The organism is Streptococcus sp. 27098_8_70 (assembly GCF_041432215.1).
GTDB classification, from domain to species: domain Bacteria; phylum Bacillota; class Bacilli; order Lactobacillales; family Streptococcaceae; genus Streptococcus; species Streptococcus oralis_CP.
Window position 1 is genome coordinate 1,009,942 of record NZ_JAPVZD010000001.1, and the last position, 17,862, is coordinate 1,027,803.

At 43.9% G+C, this 17,862-nt stretch carries 11 protein-coding genes; 1 reads left to right on the forward strand and 10 read right to left on the reverse strand.

Annotated features, from left to right (window positions below; all coding sequences use genetic code 11):
- Window positions 1-33: 33 nt before the first annotated feature.
- The 10 genes from O3655_RS04705 to rpoB form a co-directional block, all read right to left on the reverse strand.
- On the reverse strand, window positions 34-228 hold the full coding sequence (locus O3655_RS04705; protein WP_000415527.1) for a PspC domain-containing protein: 195 nt from the start codon (window positions 226-228) through the stop codon (window positions 34-36).
- Between the two features lie 129 nt (window positions 229-357).
- Complete coding sequence (gene recA, locus O3655_RS04710; protein WP_001085520.1) at window positions 358-1,509, reverse strand: recombinase RecA; 1,152 nt, start codon at window positions 1,507-1,509, stop codon at window positions 358-360.
- 54 nt (window positions 1,510-1,563) lie between these two features.
- Entirely contained in the window at window positions 1,564-2,820 is a 1,257-nt protein-coding gene (locus O3655_RS04715; protein WP_000642672.1) for a competence/damage-inducible protein A, read from the reverse strand.
- Between the two features lie 72 nt (window positions 2,821-2,892).
- Window positions 2,893-3,933 (reverse strand): LCP family protein, encoded by a 1,041-nt coding sequence (locus O3655_RS04720; RefSeq protein WP_000592175.1) that lies wholly within the window; start codon window positions 3,931-3,933, stop codon window positions 2,893-2,895.
- A gap of 4 nt (window positions 3,934-3,937) precedes the next feature.
- Window positions 3,938-4,459 carry a GNAT family N-acetyltransferase gene (locus tag O3655_RS04725; RefSeq protein WP_000455515.1) on the reverse strand — a complete coding sequence of 174 codons (522 nt, stop codon included), beginning with the start codon at window positions 4,457-4,459 and terminating at the stop codon, window positions 3,938-3,940.
- Complete coding sequence (gene tsaE / locus O3655_RS04730; RefSeq protein WP_000556959.1) at window positions 4,449-4,892, reverse strand: tRNA (adenosine(37)-N6)-threonylcarbamoyltransferase complex ATPase subunit type 1 TsaE; 444 nt, start codon at window positions 4,890-4,892, stop codon at window positions 4,449-4,451. The genes O3655_RS04725 and tsaE overlap by 11 nt, the downstream gene beginning before the upstream one ends.
- An 83-nt stretch (window positions 4,893-4,975) precedes the next feature.
- Window positions 4,976-5,599, reverse strand: a complete 624-nt coding sequence (locus tag O3655_RS04735; protein WP_216732653.1) for a hypothetical protein — start codon at window positions 5,597-5,599, stop codon at window positions 4,976-4,978.
- Window positions 5,600-5,733: 134 nt separating this feature from the next.
- On the reverse strand, window positions 5,734-6,153 hold the full coding sequence (gene ndk / locus O3655_RS04740; protein WP_049501265.1) for a nucleoside-diphosphate kinase: 420 nt from the start codon (window positions 6,151-6,153) through the stop codon (window positions 5,734-5,736).
- A gap of 110 nt (window positions 6,154-6,263) precedes the next feature.
- A complete protein-coding gene (gene rpoC / locus O3655_RS04745) occupies window positions 6,264-9,929 on the reverse strand; it encodes a DNA-directed RNA polymerase subunit beta' (protein WP_070534614.1) in 3,666 nt (1,221 codons plus the stop codon).
- Between the two features lie 32 nt (window positions 9,930-9,961).
- Window positions 9,962-13,573 carry a DNA-directed RNA polymerase subunit beta gene (gene rpoB / locus O3655_RS04750; protein WP_049519196.1) on the reverse strand — a complete coding sequence of 1,204 codons (3,612 nt, stop codon included), beginning with the start codon at window positions 13,571-13,573 and terminating at the stop codon, window positions 9,962-9,964.
- A 442-nt stretch (window positions 13,574-14,015) separates the two neighbouring features.
- On the opposite strand from rpoB, the gene O3655_RS04755 reads away from it, so the two are divergent.
- Window positions 14,016-17,732 carry a pullulanase gene (locus O3655_RS04755; RefSeq protein WP_308697353.1) on the forward strand — a complete coding sequence of 1,239 codons (3,717 nt, stop codon included), beginning with the start codon at window positions 14,016-14,018 and terminating at the stop codon, window positions 17,730-17,732.
- Window positions 17,733-17,862 lie beyond the last annotated feature (130 nt).

Below are 17,862 nucleotides of genomic sequence, written 5' to 3' on the forward strand. Positions count from 1 at the left end.
CTGATCAGAATAAACTTTTATTCTCTCTATGGCTTAAGCTTCTGCATTGCCTTCCGGAAGAAGGAAGTAGAGAATAGCATAAGCTAAGATTCCAGAACCACCAAGTAGGGTGAAGATAATCCAAAGTGCACGAACAAGTGTGTGGTCCATGTTAAAGTAGTCACCGATACCAGCACAAACACCAGCAATCTTTTTGTCTTGTACGTTTCGAACAAGGCGTTTTTCCATTATAGTAGTCTCCTTTTTATAGAATGATTTAATTTTTTTGATTAAATACTCTTTTATTACGCTTTTGAAGCTTATGGAGACTTAATATTTAAACATAAAAAGCAGAGAAAGACTTCTCCGCTTTTATTTTTAATCTTCAATTTCGATTTCGAGTCCGTCGCCTAGGTCAAGTGTTACTTCTTGGTTAGGTGCTAAATCTTCTGCAACAGAGGTAGGAGTTGTTCTTTCTTCATCTTCAATCAAACCATATTGAACACGGACTTGGTGGTCAATGGCATCAAAGATTTCTGGGTGATCCGCCAAGTATTTCTTAGCATTTTCAGATCCTTGTCCGATTTTTTCACCCTTGTAAGAGTACCATGCTCCCGCTTTTTGGATGATATCGAGATCACTTGCAATCTTCAAGAGCTCACCAGTCTTAGAAATTCCTTCTCCGTACATGATTTCAACAAAGGCTTCCTTAAATGGTGGAGCTACCTTGTTTTTCACGACCTTGATCTTGGTTTCCTTACCGACATTGGTATCTTTTTGATCACCAGTTCCCTTGATTTGTGTGCTTCCACGAACATCCAAACGGACTGAAGCGTAGAATTTCAAAGCACGTCCACCAGGTGTTGTTTCTGGATTTCCAAACATGACTCCAACTTTTTCACGCAATTGGTTGATAAAGATGGCAATTGTTTTGGTTTTATTGATAGAAGCACCAAGTTTACGCATGGCCTGGCTCATCATACGAGCTTGCAAACCAACGTGACTATCTCCAATATCCCCATCAATTTCCGCACGAGGTACAAGGGCCGCAACCGAGTCGATAACGACAAGGTCAACTGCACCTGAGTCAATCAATTTTCCAGCAATTTCAAGACCTTGCTCTCCTGAGTCTGGTTGTGACAAGAGCAATTCGTCAATGTTCACACCAAGGGCTGCAGCATAGGCTGGGTCAAGAGCATGTTCCGCATCGATAAAGGCTGCAATACCACCTTCTTTCTGTGCTTGCGCAACAGCGTGAAGGGCAACCGTTGTCTTACCAGATGATTCTGGTCCATAGATTTCGATGATACGTCCTTTAGGATAACCACCTGAACCAAGAGCAATGTCCAGAGCCAATGAGCCTGAGCTCATCACTTGAACTTTTTGCTCCGCGCGCTCACCCAAGCGCATGATTGAGCCTTTACCAAAGTCTTTTTCGATCAATTTAAGAGCATCGTTCAATGCTTTTTCACGGTCTGCTCCAAATTTTTTCCCAATTTCATCTAATTTTTTTGTTGGTTTTTTCGCCATTTTGTTCTCCTATATTCTACTGGTCCTTAGACCTATCTTTCATTATACCAAAATTTAGTCACTTAATAAAGCCTTGCGAACTAGGTTAAAGGCATGCATGACCGCAATATGTCGGACATCTGCTCGACTCCGTCCTGCGATATTAGCCTTGATCACCTCTGTCCCTTTGGCATGTGCCAGTCCAATAAAAACTGTACCAGCTGGATGACCCTCTAGGCTATCTGGCCCAGCTACACCTGTCAGACTGACTCCATAATCAGACTGAGTCTTGATCCGTGCCTGCTCTGCCATTTTTCGAGCCGTAAACTCAGAAACAACCCCGTGTTCTTTTAGCTCTTGCTCGGAAATATCCAACATCTTGGACTTTTCTTCTAGGCTGTAAGTGACAAAACCGCCATTAAAGATTGCTGAAACGCCCGAAAAGTCTGCTAATGTCGCTTGAAAGAGACCTGCCGTCAAGCTTTCTGCCGCAGTAATGCTTTTCTGTCTCTTCTTTAGCTCTTCTACAACGACACTTGCGAGGCTGGTTTCTTCCCCATATCCGTAACAGATGTCTCGTAAAGAAATTCCCTCGAAAGTTTGGCGACTCAAGATTTGATTTTCTAAGATATCCAGCGCTTGATCAGCCTTTTCTTGACTAACTGCTTTTGTAGACAAGCGCAAGGTCACTTCTCCTGTTTTGGCATACGGCGCCAAAGTCGGATCGGTTTGATGGTCAATCAAATCCGCCAAAATGGTCACCAACTGACTCTCCCCAATTCCAAAGAAACGGAGCACACGTGAGTATAACTTGGTACCAGTCATTAACTTAGGTAAGAGTTGATTTAAGACCATAGGTTTCAATTCACTAGGTGGTCCCGGGAGGACCACGTAGGTCACGCCATCCACTTCCGACACCCCTCCTACTGCTAAACCTGTCTCATTTGGCAGTGGAGTCGCCCCTTCTACAATTTGGGCTTGGCGCTCATTATTCGGTGTCCGAGCATAGTCAGGTCTATGAGCAAAGAAAATATCCAGTTTCTCTTGCGCTTGAGGGTCAAACACTAGATCTTTTCCTAAAAATTTTGCCAGGGTTTGTTTGGTCAAATCATCCTCAGTTGGTCCCAAGCCCCCTGTCAAAATCACAAGATTACTACGTTGGCTCGCAATCTCCAGCAAGGACAAAAGACGAGCTTCATTATCTCCAACAGCAGTTTGGAAATAGACATCTACCCCGATTTCGGCTAGTTTCTCTGATAAAAACTGAGCATTGGTATTGACAATCTGCCCTGTTAAAATTTCTGTTCCGACAGCAATAATTTCTGCTTTCATGTTTCCTCCTACTTATCTATTCGAATTTTTTTGAAAAAATCGCAGGAAATTTCCCACGATTTGATTCTTTTCTTATTCTGCTTCTTCGTTTGAAGCGTTCGTACTGGTTGAAGGAGCTGTCCGACCAAAGGCTGTTTCGTACAGTACCGCATTGGTTTCCAATTCTGTCACTGGCTCTTTACCTAGCGAACTACGCAAGAGATTTTGCATCTCGAGCATATGTTCTGAAGTGACAATCTGATAAGAAATTCCCTGTAGCTCAGCATCTTCCCCACGCAATTGATGCGTTTCGATATTCTTGAAAGAATCTTGATAGCCGAGCAATTGTGGAATGCTTTTAGCTGACAAGTCCACATTGGTCTGCATGTTATCACTCAAAGCTTTGAGGATACCTTGATAATGGCTCACACTGTTTAGGCTCAAAACCTTCTCAACGATTTTTTGAATGACTTCACGTTGACGTTTTTGACGACCATAGTCTCCTTCTGGGTCTTGGTAACGCATCCGTGAATACACCAGAGCTTCCTCACCATTCAAGGTTTGTTCTCCAACACCGATGGAAATCTTATTAAACTCCTCTTGGTCAGCAATCGAAATTGGGAAACCAAGTGTATTGTTGACGGTGATCCCACCAACTGCATCCACCAATTGTTGAAGCCCCTGCATGTTAACCATCACATAGCGGTCAATGTGGATATTCATCATCTTTTGAATAGTAGAAATTGCAAGTTCTGCACCACCATTAGCATAGGCCGCATTGAGTTTGGCTTCCTGAACTTGACCGTTTCCAGTCTCAATCTTGGTCAAAATATCCCGTTCCAAACTCATCATTGTGGTTTTCTTTGTTTTGGGATTAACCGTCAGGAGAATCATGGAATCACTATTTCCCGCCCACGGGTCTGTACGTTCCACATTTCCCGTATCTACCCCCATCAAGAGGATAGTCAGAGGCTCCGTCGCTTCGATAACATTGGTTTCTTCCCCGATTTTTTTGTAAGTCTTTTTACTTAGGGTTTCTGTTCCCTGTTGGTAGATGGTATAGCCATAAACCGCTACACCTAAAACTGTTACTGCTAGGAAACCTAGCACCATTCCAATTAATTTTTTAATCATCTCGTTATTCATTTATCAGCTTGCCCATAAGACAAACATCTAAAAATATCCCTTCTGCTAAATAGGCTCCTCTTTCTTGTAAGCCTTCTGTGATGAATCCCATTTTTGAATAGAGGTGGATCGCAGCCTCGTTTCGTTTTTGTACACTGAGTTGCAAACGGCACAAGACACCACTGGATTTAGCCCACTCGATGCCTTCTTCTAGAAGTATAGTCGCCAAGCCTTGGTTCCAGAATTTCTTTCGAACTGCTAGAAAAACATCACCGATATGTCGAACTCTTAAATGTTGGTCTGCTGTGATATTTAAGACTCCTGCAATCTCATCATTCAGTAAGGCGAGGAGAGTAATTTGATTCTCTGATGCAGCTTGTTTTTCGATAAAAAGAGCCATTTCAGAATCTGTCATCATGATACCATTTTCATCCAAGCTAGTAAAATCTGTCTCTTGACCGACACAATCTAAAAATGCAATTAAGGCTGTAGCATCTGAAATCTCTGCCTCACGAATACACAACTCATACTCCATCTTGAAGCTCCTTGATGAGTTGTTCAGCCCGAGAGCCATGAGCTGTAAAATGAAGACAACGACCCTCAGCTTCTTTCAAAATTTCCAACTCCAAGTAAGAATCTGGTAAATCTTCACCCAAAAGATGCCCCCACTCAATAACAGTCACACCACCACCGAAGAGAAACTCATCCAAGTCAATAGAATCAGCATCACCTTCGATACGGTAGACATCCAAGTGGTAAAGTGGCAAACGCCCTTCGTACTCTCTGACAATGGTATAGGTTGGACTTTTAATCATTTGACGGATATCCAAGCCCTTAGCAAGGCCCTTTGTAAAGGTTGTTTTACCCGCACCCAACTCTCCAGTCAAGATCAGAACATCGTCTTTTTGAAGCAAATGACCTAATCTTTCTCCGAGAGCTAGAAGCTCTTCTTCATTTTTTGTGTGCATGCTACTATTATACCAAAAAGTTTTCTTTTGTGTGAATTTTCTTTATGGACTTACTATAACAATTTCGAAAGATTCTCCTCCACTTAAAAGAATACAACTATTGAAAAAACAAACAGGATATCCCGAATCAGGTGTCCATAAAAGGAGATTTCCCTTTGAATACATTTTGGAAAAAGGAAACGTGCGCATAGAAAACCAACACTGATATAAAGGAGAATCGAGGAAATCACTAAAGGATTCCTCAAGAAAACCAACGTGGCTAGAACGGAAATGACGACTGTTTTCTTTTTATTTAGGTGATTTTCTATATCGCGGAAAATTTTATCAAAAGGTAAGAAAATCAATAGATCTACTCCTAGCAAGAAAAAGAAGGAGGGTAAAAAGAGGTCAACCAATTCCTGCTGCAATTTGCTAGTGGTCTGGATGCTTTCTGAGAGAACCAGACAGGTTGCCAGAAGATTGACTACTAAAAGGAGGCAATAAACCAGACTCACTTTCTTTTGAACATGTAAAATACTATGTCTAGACTGGTCTGCTGTATGGAAATAATTTATCCCAGCACAAAGAACAGAAATTCCTACTATCAAAATCAAAAAATAAGCATTGGTCTGTTTTAAAGATAAAAAGGATTCTTTCCATAATAGACAACTACTAAAACTAATCTGGATGACTGCAATCAACAACAATAGGCGAATTGATTTTACCATTTCTTTTCCCTCCCTATATGGGATTATACCTTGTGAGGAGTTTGAAATGATTGTTTCCGCCTCAAGTGTCCATTTTTTGTGCTCAACTGACCAAAAAACAGCTCTGTTGTGCACAGAGCTGTTCTTTTACCAGTCTAATCCTTAAACCAGAGAGCAATTTCACGTTTTGCAGAAGCTTCAGAATCGGAGCCATGAACTACATTTTGAATGGCTTGATTGTCTCCTGCAGCCTTGGCAAAATCTCCTCGGATAGTTCCTGGCAGAGCTTCTTCTGGACGAGTAGCACCCATCATGGTCCGCCAAGTTTCAATCACTTTCGGACCTGATAGAATGCCCACCACTACTGGTCCTGAGGTCATAAACTGACGGATAGGAGGATAAAAACTTTTTTCAACCAAGTCTTGATAGTGTTGGTCAATCAAAGCTTCTGAAACTGTTGAGCGTAGCTCTAATTTTTCGAGTTTGAAACCTCGTTGTTCCATTCTTTGCAGAATTTCGCCGACCAGCCCTCTTTTCACACCATCTGGCTTAATGATAAAGAATGTTTGTTCCATATGGACACCTCCTTGGCATTTTAGTTCTTCTATTCTACCATACTTTATGAAAAAGTTGGAAAATTTTCTGAAATAAAGCAAAGAGAACCCAAAGGTTCTCTTGTTTGCTTTTATTCTACTGTTTCTTCAACTTGGATTTCCACAACTTCCTCTACAGGAGCAAGTTCTGCCTCTTCTTGTTCTGGAGTCAGATATTCTGCTTCATTGATAGCTTGTGGTTCAAGGTTACGGTAGCGAGCCATACCAGTACCAGCTGGGATGATCTTACCGATGATAACATTCTCCTTGAGTCCAAGGAGATGATCTTTCTTACCACGGATGGCTGCATCTGTAAGGACACGAGTTGTTTCCTGGAAGGAAGCCGCTGACAAGAAACTATTTGTTTCAAGTGAGGCTTTGGTGATTCCCATAAGAACTGGACGACCAGTCGCTGGAACTCCACCTGCGATAAGAACATCCTTGTTGGCATCTGTAAAGTCGTTGATGTCCATGAGAGTACCCATAAGAAGATCTGTGTCACCTGGATCCATGACACGAACTTTACGGATCATTTGACGAACCATTACCTCGATGTGTTTGTCACCGATTTCTACCCCTTGGCTACGGTAAACTTTTTGTACTTCACCGAGGAGGTAGGTTTCAACTGACAAGACATCACGAACAGCAAGGAGACGTTTTGGTTGGATAGAACCTTCTGTCAATGCTGCACCGCGAGAGACTTGGTCTCCAACTTCGACACGCATACGTGCTGTAAATGGAACCACGTACTCACCTTCGCCAGTTTCACCCTTAACAAAGACTTTCTTGGTACGAGTTGACGCGTCTTCTTCGATAGCTGTAACTTGTCCTTTGACCTCTGTGATGACCGCTTCCCCTTTAGGATTGCGGGCTTCAAAGATTTCTTGGACACGAGGAAGACCCTGAGTGATATCGGTATTTGAGGCAACCCCACCCGTGTGGAAGGTACGCATTGTAAGCTGTGTACCAGGTTCCCCGATAGATTGGGCAGCGATTGTACCAACTGCTTCACCAACTTCAACCGCATCACCAGTCGCCAAGTTGATACCGTAACAGTGACGGCAGACGCCATGACGAGTGTTACATGTAAATACAGAGCGGATAGTCACTTCTTCCACACCAGCATTGACAATTTCACGCGCCTTGTCTTCCGTAATCAACTCATTTGGACCGATGATCACTGCACCAGTTTCTGGATGTTTAACAGTTTTCTTAGTATAACGACCATTGAGACGTTCTTCGAGAGACTCGATCATCTCTTTTCCTTCTGCGATAGAGCGGATCAAGAGACCACGGTCTGTTCCACAATCGTCCTCACGGATGATCACATCTTGGGCAACGTCAACCAAACGACGAGTCAAGTAACCTGAGTCGGCTGTCTTAAGGGCCGTATCGGTCATACCTTTACGGGCACCGTGAGTTGAGAAGAACATTTCGAGTACTGACAAACCTTCGCGGAAGTTTGAAAGGATTGGCAATTCCATGATACGTCCGTTCGGAGCGGCCATCAGACCACGCATACCGGCAAGCTGTGAGAAGTTTGAAATGTTACCACGAGCTCCAGAGTCCATCATCATAACGATTGGGTTCTTAGGATCTTGGTTGGCAACCAAACGTTTCTCCAATTTTTCACGGGCTGCACGCCATTCAGCTGTAACAGCGTTGTAGCGCTCGTCGTCTGTGATCATACCACGACGGAATTGTTTGGTGATTTGTTCTACACGTTTGTGTGATTCTTCGATGATTTCAGCCTTGTCTTCAACGACTGGGATATCGGCAATACCCACTGTCAAACCTGCAAGAGTTGAGTGGTGGTATCCGAGGTTCTTCATGCGGTCAAGTAGGGCAGAAGTTTCTGTCGTACGGAAACGTTTGAAGATTTCAGCGATGATATTTCCAAGATTTTTCTTCTTGAATGGAGGGTTGAGTTCAAGATTGCTGATAGCTTCCTTGATATCTCCACCTAGTGGCAAGAAGTATTTAGCTGGAACACCTTCTGTTAAGTTGGCATTTGTTGGTTCTTGCAAGTAAGGCAGACCCTCTGGCATGATGTCGTTGAAGAGGATTTTACCAACTGTTGTCAGCAAGACCTTGTGTTTTTGCTCTTCTGTCCATGGTTTGTTAAGGCTGTCTGTTGCAATACCAACACGTGAGTGGAGGTGAACATAACCATTACGGTAAGCCATAACCGCTTCGTCACGGTCTTTGAAGACCATTCCTTCCCCTTCACGACCAGCTTCTTCCATGGTCAAGTAGTAGTTACCCAAAACCATGTCCTGAGATGGAGTAACAACTGGTTTACCATCTTTCGGGTTCAAGATATGCTCAGCAGCCAACATCAAGATACGAGCTTCTGCTTGAGCTTCTTCTGAAAGCGGTACGTGGATGGCCATTTGGTCCCCGTCAAAGTCGGCATTATAGGCTTCACAGACAAGTGGGTGCAAGCGAAGAGCCTTACCATCAATCAAGACTGGCTCGAAGGCTTGGATCCCCAAACGGTGAAGGGTCGGTGCGCGGTTCAAAAGTACTGGGTGTTCTTTGATTACTTCTTCAAGAATATCCCAGATACGTTCGTCTCCGCGTTCCACCAAGCGTTTAGCCGCTTTGACGTTCTGCACGATGTCGCGCGCAACGATTTCACGCATCACAAATGGTTTAAAGAGCTCAATCGCCATTTCACGTGGCACACCACATTGGTACATCTTAAGAGTTGGACCAACGGCGATAACGGAACGTCCTGAGAAGTCAACACGTTTTCCGAGCAAGTTTTGACGGAAGCGCCCTTGTTTCCCTTTAAGCATGTGGCTCAATGATTTCAGTGGACGGCTACCTGGTCCTGTGATTGGACGACCACGACGACCGTTGTCAATCAAAGCGTCAACCGCTTCTTGAAGCATACGCTTCTCATTTTGAACGATGATACCTGGTGCGTTCAACTCAAGCAAACGAGCCAAACGGTTGTTACGGTTGATAACACGGCGGTAAAGGTCGTTCAAGTCAGATGAGGCAAAACGGCCACCATCCAACTGCAACATTGGACGAAGGTCTGGTGGAATAACCGGAAGGATATTGAGAATCATCCATTCAGGTTTGTTCCCAGACTTGTAAAAGGCATCCAAAACATCCAAACGACGGATAGCTTTGACACGTTTTTGTCCAGTAGCTGTTTTCAACTCTTCTTTGAGTTCGGCAATTTCTTTTTCAAGATCTACTTGTTTCAAAAGGTCTTGGATGGCTTCGGCACCCATTTTGGCAACGAATGAACCATAACCATACTCACGCAAGCGCTCACGGTATTCGCGCTCTGTCATGATAGACTTGTGCTCAAGTGGTGTATCCTTCGGATCAATCACCACATAAGCCGCAAAGTAGATAACTTCCTCGAGGGCACGAGGACTCATATCAAGGGTCAAGCCCATACGGCTTGGAATCCCCTTGAAGTACCAGATGTGAGATACAGGAGCCTTCAACTCGATGTGCCCCATACGCTCACGACGAACTTTCGTACGCGTTACTTCAACCCCACAGCGGTCACAAACAATCCCTCTGTAACGAATGCGTTTGTACTTACCACAAGCACATTCCCAGTCCTTTGTTGGACCAAAGATGACTTCGTCAAAGAGTCCTTCACGTTCTGGTTTCAAGGTACGGTAATTGATTGTTTCAGGTTTTTTGACTTCTCCATAAGACCATGAACGGACTTTGCTTGGAGAAGCTAGGGTGATTTGCATACTTTTAAAACGATTTACATCAACCACTATTTCTTCCCTTTCTATTCTAAGTGAACTGCTTATTCTTGTTCAGCAGCTTCTTCTGTTGCTTCCGCTTTTGTTGCTTTCTCAGCTTCTTCAGCTTCAAAGGCTGCTTTAGCCTCTTGGGCTGCTTTTTCGCGGGCTTTTTCAAGGTCATCTACGTGGATGACATCTTCGTCCATTCCTTCATCCAAGTCGCGAAGTTCCACTTCTTGGTCATCTTCGTCAAGGACACGCATGTCAAGACCAAGAGATTGCAATTCTTTGACAAGAACTCGGAAGGATTCTGGAACACCTGGTTTTGGAATTGGTTTTCCTTTTGTAATAGCTTCATAAGCTTTCAAACGTCCGTTGATATCGTCAGACTTGTAAGTCAAGATTTCTTGGAGAACATTTGACGCACCGTAGGCTTCAAGAGCCCAAACTTCCATCTCACCAAAGCGTTGTCCACCAAACTGAGCTTTACCTCCAAGTGGTTGTTGGGTAACGGTTGAGTATGGTCCGACTGAACGCGCGTGCAATTTATCATCAACCATGTGGTGGAGTTTGATCATGTACATGACACCAACTGATACACGGTTGTCAAACGGCTCACCTGTACGTCCATCGTATAGGATTGTCTTAGCATCGCTATCCATACCTGCTTCTTTAACAGTGTCCCAAAGGTCTTCAGAACTTGCTCCATCAAAGACTGGTGTTGCGATGTGGATACCAAGAGTACGGGCTGCCATACCAAGGTGGAGTTCCATAACCTGACCGATATTCATACGTGATGGTACCCCAAGTGGGTTCAACATGATGTCGACTGGAGTTCCGTCTGGAAGGTAAGGCATGTCTTCTACAGGAACGATACGAGAGACAACCCCTTTGTTTCCGTGACGTCCGGCCATCTTATCTCCGACTTTGATCTTACGTTTTTGAGCGATGTAGACGCGAACCAGCATGTTAACACCTGATTGCAACTCATCTCCATTTGCACGCGTAAAGATCTTAACATCACGAACGACACCATCGGCACCGTGAGGTACACGAAGAGAAGTGTCACGCACTTCACGAGACTTGTCTCCGAAGATAGCGTGCAAGAGACGTTCTTCAGCTGAGAGATCTTTCTCACCCTTAGGTGTGACTTTACCTACAAGGATGTCCCCTTCTTTAACCTCGGCACCGATACGGATAATACCCATTTCGTCAAGGTCTTTAAGGGCATCTTCACCAACGTTTGGAATTTCACGAGTAATTTCTTCAGGTCCAAGCTTTGTATCGCGCGTTTCTGATTCATATTCTTCGAGGTGGACAGATGTGTAAACATCGTCTTTGACCAAGCGTTCGCTCATGATAACGGCATCCTCGAAGTTGTAACCTTCCCAAGTCATGTAGGCAACGATTGGGTTTTGTCCAAGCGCCATTTCCCCTTTTTCCATAGAAGGTCCGTCAGCGATAAAATCGCCTTTTTCAACAACATCGCCAACTTTAACGAGAGTGCGTTGGTTGTAGGCAGTACCTGAGTTTGAACGACGGAATTTTTGGATGTGGTAAACATCTAGTGAACCATCTTCACGACGAACTTCTACCTTGTCAGCATCTGCGTAAGTAACTTTACCTCCATACTGAGCAATAACAGCCGCTCCAGAATCATGAGCTGCTTGGTATTCCATACCAGTACCAACGTAAGGTGCTTTTGGATTAATCAATGGCACAGCCTGACGTTGCATGTTGGCACCCATGAGGGCTCGGTTGGAGTCATCGTTTTCCAAGAAAGGAATACATGCTGTCGCAACGGCAACTACCTGTTTTGGTGACACGTCCATGTAGTCAACCACTTCTGCTGGATACTCTTGGTTGACCCCTTGGTGACGTCCCATGACAACCTTCTCAGCAAAAGTACCGTCTTCGTTGAGGCGAGAGTTAGCCTGCGCTACAGTAAATTCATCTTCTTCATCGGCTGTCAACCAAACAATTTCGTTTGTGACTACACCTGTTTCACGATCAACCTTACGGTATGGTGTTTGAACAAATCCATACTTGTTCAAGTGACCATATGATGACAAGTTATTGATCAAACCGATGTTAGGTCCTTCAGGTGTCTCGATTGGACACATACGACCATAGTGAGTGTAGTGCACGTCACGAACTTCATATCCAGCACGGTCACGAGTCAAACCACCAGGTCCCAAGGCTGACAAACGGCGTTTGTGAGACAACTCAGAAAGCGGGTTGTGTTGGTCCATGAACTGTGACAACTGTGATGAACCAAAGAATTCTTTAACTGCAGCTGTTACAGGACGGATGTTGATGATTTGTTGTGGTGTTAAAACTTCATTGTCCTGAACAGACATGCGTTCACGGACATTACGTTCCATACGAGAAAGTCCTAGACGTACTTGGTTGGCAAGCAATTCACCAACTGCACGGATACGACGGTTTCCAAGGTGGTCGATATCATCCACACGTCCGATACCTTCTGCCAAGTTAAGGAAGTAGCTCATTTCTGCAAGGATATCCGCAGGAGTTACAACACGAACCTTGTCGTCTGGATTGGCATTTCCGATGATGGTTACAACACGGTCTGGATCCGTTGGGGCAACAACCTTGAATTTTTGAAGGACAACTGGTTCTGTCAAAACAGCTGCATCGTTCGGAATATAAACGATCTTGTTCAAGTCGCCATCCAAGTGGTGCTCGATACTCTCGATCACGCTACGAGTCATAACGGTACCAGCTTCTACCAAGATTTCACCAGTTTCAGGGTCTACCAATGGCTCCGCAATGGTTTGGTTGAGCAAGCGTGTTTTAACGTTGAGTTTTTTATTGATCTTGTAACGACCAACTGCTGCCAAATCGTAGCGGCGTGGGTCGAAGAAACGTGCCACAAGCAAGCTACGTGAGCTTTCAGCAGTCTTAGGCTCACCTGGACGAAGGCGTTCATAAATTTCTTTCAAAGCTTCGTCTGTACGAGAGTCCATTGGATTCTTGTGGATATCTTTTTCAACAGTATTGCGAACCAATTCGCTGTCACCGAAGATATCAAAGATTTCATCATCACCTGAGAAACCAAGTGCACGAACCAAGGTCGTAAATGGAATCTTACGAGTACGGTCGATACGAGTATAAGCGATGTCTTTTGAGTCGCTTTCAAGTTCCAACCAAGCTCCACGGTTAGGGATAACAGTTGAGCCGTAGCCTACTTTACCGTTCTTGTCTACTTTATCATTAAAGTAAACACCTGGTGAGCGGACCAACTGAGAAACGATAATACGTTCACCACCGTTGATGATGAAAGTACCCATTTCGGTCATGATTGGGAAATCACCAAAGAAGACTTCTTGGGTCTTGATTTCGCCTGTTTCTTTATTGATCAAGCGGAAGGTTACAAAAATTGGTGCTGAGTAGCTAGCATCGTGGATACGAGCTTCTTCGAGCGTGTATTTGGGTTCCTTGATTTCATATCCAACAAATTCCAACTCCATTGTGTCTGTGAAGTTTGAAATTGGCAATACATCTTCAAACACTTCCTTAAGACCGTGATCTAGGAAATCTTTGAATGAATCCGTTTGAATTTCAATCAAATTTGGTAAGTCAAGAACTTCTTTGATTCTTGAAAAACTACGACGGGTACGATGTTTCCCGTATTGAACGTCATGTCCTGCCAAGATGATTCTCCTTTGTAAATAAATTCCAAGCCTTGTCAATCAGGCTTTTCTAATCGTCATATGGTTTTAAAAACCCCTATCACCGTGTCCCTTTGACGAATTTTCAGAATCTTTAAATCTTTGTTACAAGCACTCAAAAACCTGAAAAAAAGCACAAAAAGAGCAGCTAAATCTGACTTTTCCAGAAGATTTAACTGCTGTGAGCCTTGTCTGGACAATATTTCAGACAAAACCTACGACAAATGATTACTCATATTATACCTTATTTAGCTAGATTTTTCAAGGTTTTTTTACTATTTTTTAAACAATCTTTTCCTATATATTATTTTAAAATTTCAAGAGAATGAAGCATTATATTTTCTCTTAAAATTTAGGAAAACGCTTGCACTAATGTTTACCTCGTGCTATACTGATAGGGAACAACTACACAAGGAGAATTGTGATGAAAAAGATCCCATCTCAAACTGAGAAAAAAATGATTTACGGTATCCGTTCCTTGAAGAACGGAACTGGTTCTGTCCTTATTGGTGCCAGCATTATCCTGCTTTCTGCTGCAATGCCAACTATTTCGGCCAACGAAAACCTGCCTCAAACTCAGGAAAATACCAGCGCCATGACCCAGGCTCCTAATGAGACTGAAACGAGTCAAACTCAAAAGGAAATGCCTATTTCTGAACAAAAGAATGCAAACGCTTCCCTTGATTCTAAAAAAGAAGCTCCAGCTGTGGAAACTACTACAGCGCCAGAAACACCCAAAACAGAAGATGCTACTGCAAGCCAGCCCAACAGCAAGGAAGAGAAAGTAGATACTAGCACTTCGACGCCAAATTCTGATCAAAAACCACAAGCAGACACTAGTTCTGAAGAACCAATCGAAGATAACTACTTCCGCATCCATGTGAAAAAACTCCCTGAGGAAAACAAGGATTCTCAAGGCCTTTGGACTTGGGACGATGTTGAAAAACCTTCTGAAAACTGGCCCAATGGAGCCAAGTCCTTCAAGGATGCCAAGAAAGATGACTATGGCTATTATCTCGATGTCAAACTTAAGAATGATCAAGCTAAGAAAGTCAGCTTCCTCATCAACAATACTAAAGGGGATAACCTGACAGGGGACCGTTCGGTAGAGCGCCTTTCTCCAAAAATGAACGAGGCTTGGCTAGATGAAAACTATAAGGTATACAACTACCGTCCTCAGCCAGCGGGAACAGTCCGTGTCAACTACTACCGCACCGATGGCAACTATGACAAAAAATCTCTTTGGTATTGGGGCGATGTCAAAAACCCAAGCAGTGGAGAATGGCCTGACGGTACTGACTTTACAGCAACTGGAAAATATGGCCGTTACATTGATATCCCACTCAATGAAGCTGCGAGAGAATTTGGATTTTTATTACTAGACGAAAGCAAGAAAGGCGATGATGTGAAAATCAGAAAAGAAGATTATAAATTCACTGATCTAAAAAATCACAGTCAGATTTTCCTCAAAGATGATGACGAAACCATCTACACCAACCCCTACTACGTTCACGATATCCGTATGACTGGTGCCCAACACGTGGCTAAATCTCGTATCGAAAGCAGTTTTTCTACCCTAGTTGGAGCTAAGAAAGACGACATCCTCAAACACTCCAGCATCACTGATTACCAAGGGAATAAAGTAACTATCACAGACGTGGAAGTGGATGAGGCAGGTAAAAAAGTGACCTATATCGGCGACTTCTCTGACACTCAACACCCTTACACTGTCAGCTACAATTCAGACCGCTTTACCACACGTTCAAGCTGGCGCCTCAAGGATGAATCCTACAGTTACGATGGTCCACTCGGCGCAACTCTAAAAGAAGATGGCAAGCGTGTTGACCTCACCCTCTGGTCTCCAAGTGCTGATAAGGTTTCCGTTGTTGTCTATGACAAGAAAGACCCTGAAAAAGTAGTTGGAACTGTCGCCCTTGAAAAAGGAGAAAAAGGAACCTGGAAACAAACTCTGGATGCAAACTCTGGTCTCGGTATCAGCAACTACACTGGCTACTACTACCACTACCAAATCGAGCGCCAAGGTAAAACTGTCCTCGTTCTTGACCCTTATGCCAAATCATTAGCGGCTTGGAACAGTGACCTAGCAAAAACAGATGCCGCTCATAAGGTCGCTAAAGCTGCCTTTGTCGATCCAGCGAAGTTAGGTCCGCAAGACTTGACCTATGGAAAGATTCGTAACTTCAAATCACGTGAAGATGCCGTTATCTATGAAGCTCATGTACGTGACTTCACTTCGGATCCTGCCATCGCAAAAGACTTGACCAAGCCATTTGGTACCTTTGAAGCCTTTATCGAAAAACTGGACTATCTCAAAGACTTGGGTGTGACCCACATCCAGCTCCTTCCAGTCTTGTCTTACTACTTTGTCAATGAATTGAAAAACCATGAACGTTTGTCTGCCTACGCTTCAAGCAACAGCAACTACAACTGGGGATATGACCCTCAAAACTACTTCTCCTTGACTGGTATGTACTCAAGCGATCCTAAGGATCCAGAAAAACGTATCGCAGAATTCAAAAATCTCATCAACGAAATCCACAAACGTGGCATGGGGGCTATCCTGGACGTGGTCTACAACCATACTGCCAACGTTGATATTTTTGAAGATATTGAGCCAAACTACTATCACTTTATGGACGCAGACGGAACTCCACGTACTAGCTTCGGAGGCGGCCGTTTGGGAACTACCCACTACATGTCTAAACGTGTCTTGGTAGACTCTATCAAGTATCTGGTTGAAACCTACAAAGTGGATGGTTTCCGCTTCGATATGATGGGTGACCACGATGCGGCTTCTATCGAAGAAGCTTACAAGGCTGCACGCGCCCTCAATCCAAATCTTATCATGCTAGGTGAAGGCTGGAGAACCTATACAGGCGATGAAAATACGCCTGTACAACCTGCTGACCAGTCTTGGATGAAGAAAACGGATACTGTCGCTGTCTTTTCAGACGACATCCGCAACAACCTCAAGTCTGGCTATCCAAACGAAGGCCAACCTGCCTTTATCACAGGTGGCAAACGCGATATCAATACCATCTTTAAAAATCTCATTGCCCAACCAACCAACTTTGAAGCAGACAGCCCTGGAGATGTTATCCAGTATATCGCAGCCCATGATAACTTGACCCTCTTTGACATCATTGCCCAGTCTATCAAAAAAGATCCAAGCAAGGCTGAGAACTATGCTGAAATCCATCGTCGTTTGCGACTTGGAAACCTCATGGTCTTGACTGCTCAAGGAACTCCGTTTATCCACTCTGGGCAGGAATATGGACGTACCAAACAATTCCTTGATCCAGCCTATAAGACTCCTGTTCCTGAAGATAAGGTTCCAAACAAGTCTCACTTGTTGCGTGACAAGGACGGCAAGCCATTTGTCTATCCTTACTTTATCCATGACTCTTACGACTCTAGTGATGCTGTCAACAAGTTTGATTGGACCAAGGCAACAGATGGCAAAGCATATCCTGAAAATGTCAAGAGCCGTAACTACATGAAAGGATTGATCGCCCTTCGTCAATCGACAGATGCCTTCCGACTCAAGAGTCTGCAAGACATCAAAGAGCGCGTCCACCTCATTACTGTTCCAGGACAAAATGGCGTTGAAAAAGAAGATGTGACCATCGGCTACCAAATCACCGCTCCAAATGGTGATGTCTACGCTGTCTTTGTCAATGCGGATGATAAGGCTCGTGAATTTACTCTAGGAACTGCCTTTGCTCACTTGAGAAAGGCCGAAGTTCTCGCAGATGAAAACCAAGCAGGACCAGTAGGAATTGCTAACCCTCAAGGTCTCGAATGGACTGAAAAAGGCTTGAAATTGAACGCTCTCACTGCTGTCGTTCTCCGCTTGTCTCAAGGTGGTGCCATTGTCGCTCCAGCTGTGGAAGAAAAACCAGAATTTGACCTTTCTAGCTTGGAAGTCGAACCAGAACAAGGTCAAGCTCAAAACCTAGCAGCCAATCCTGAAACTCAAGAAACTGCTACAGAGGCTCACTCTCAGAACCTCCTTCCAAACACAGGAACTGAGAGCAAATCCCTCCTTGCCCTTGCTGGATTCAGCATCCTTGCCTTTCTCGGACTTGGATGGTTGATAAAGAACAAGAAAAAGAAATAACACTCAATGAAAATCAAAGGGTAAACTAGGAAGCTAGCCGCAGGCTGCTCAAAACACTGGTTTGAGGTTGTAGATAAGGCGAAGCTGACGAGGTTTAAAGAGATTTTCGAAGAGTATAACCTAGCCCTCC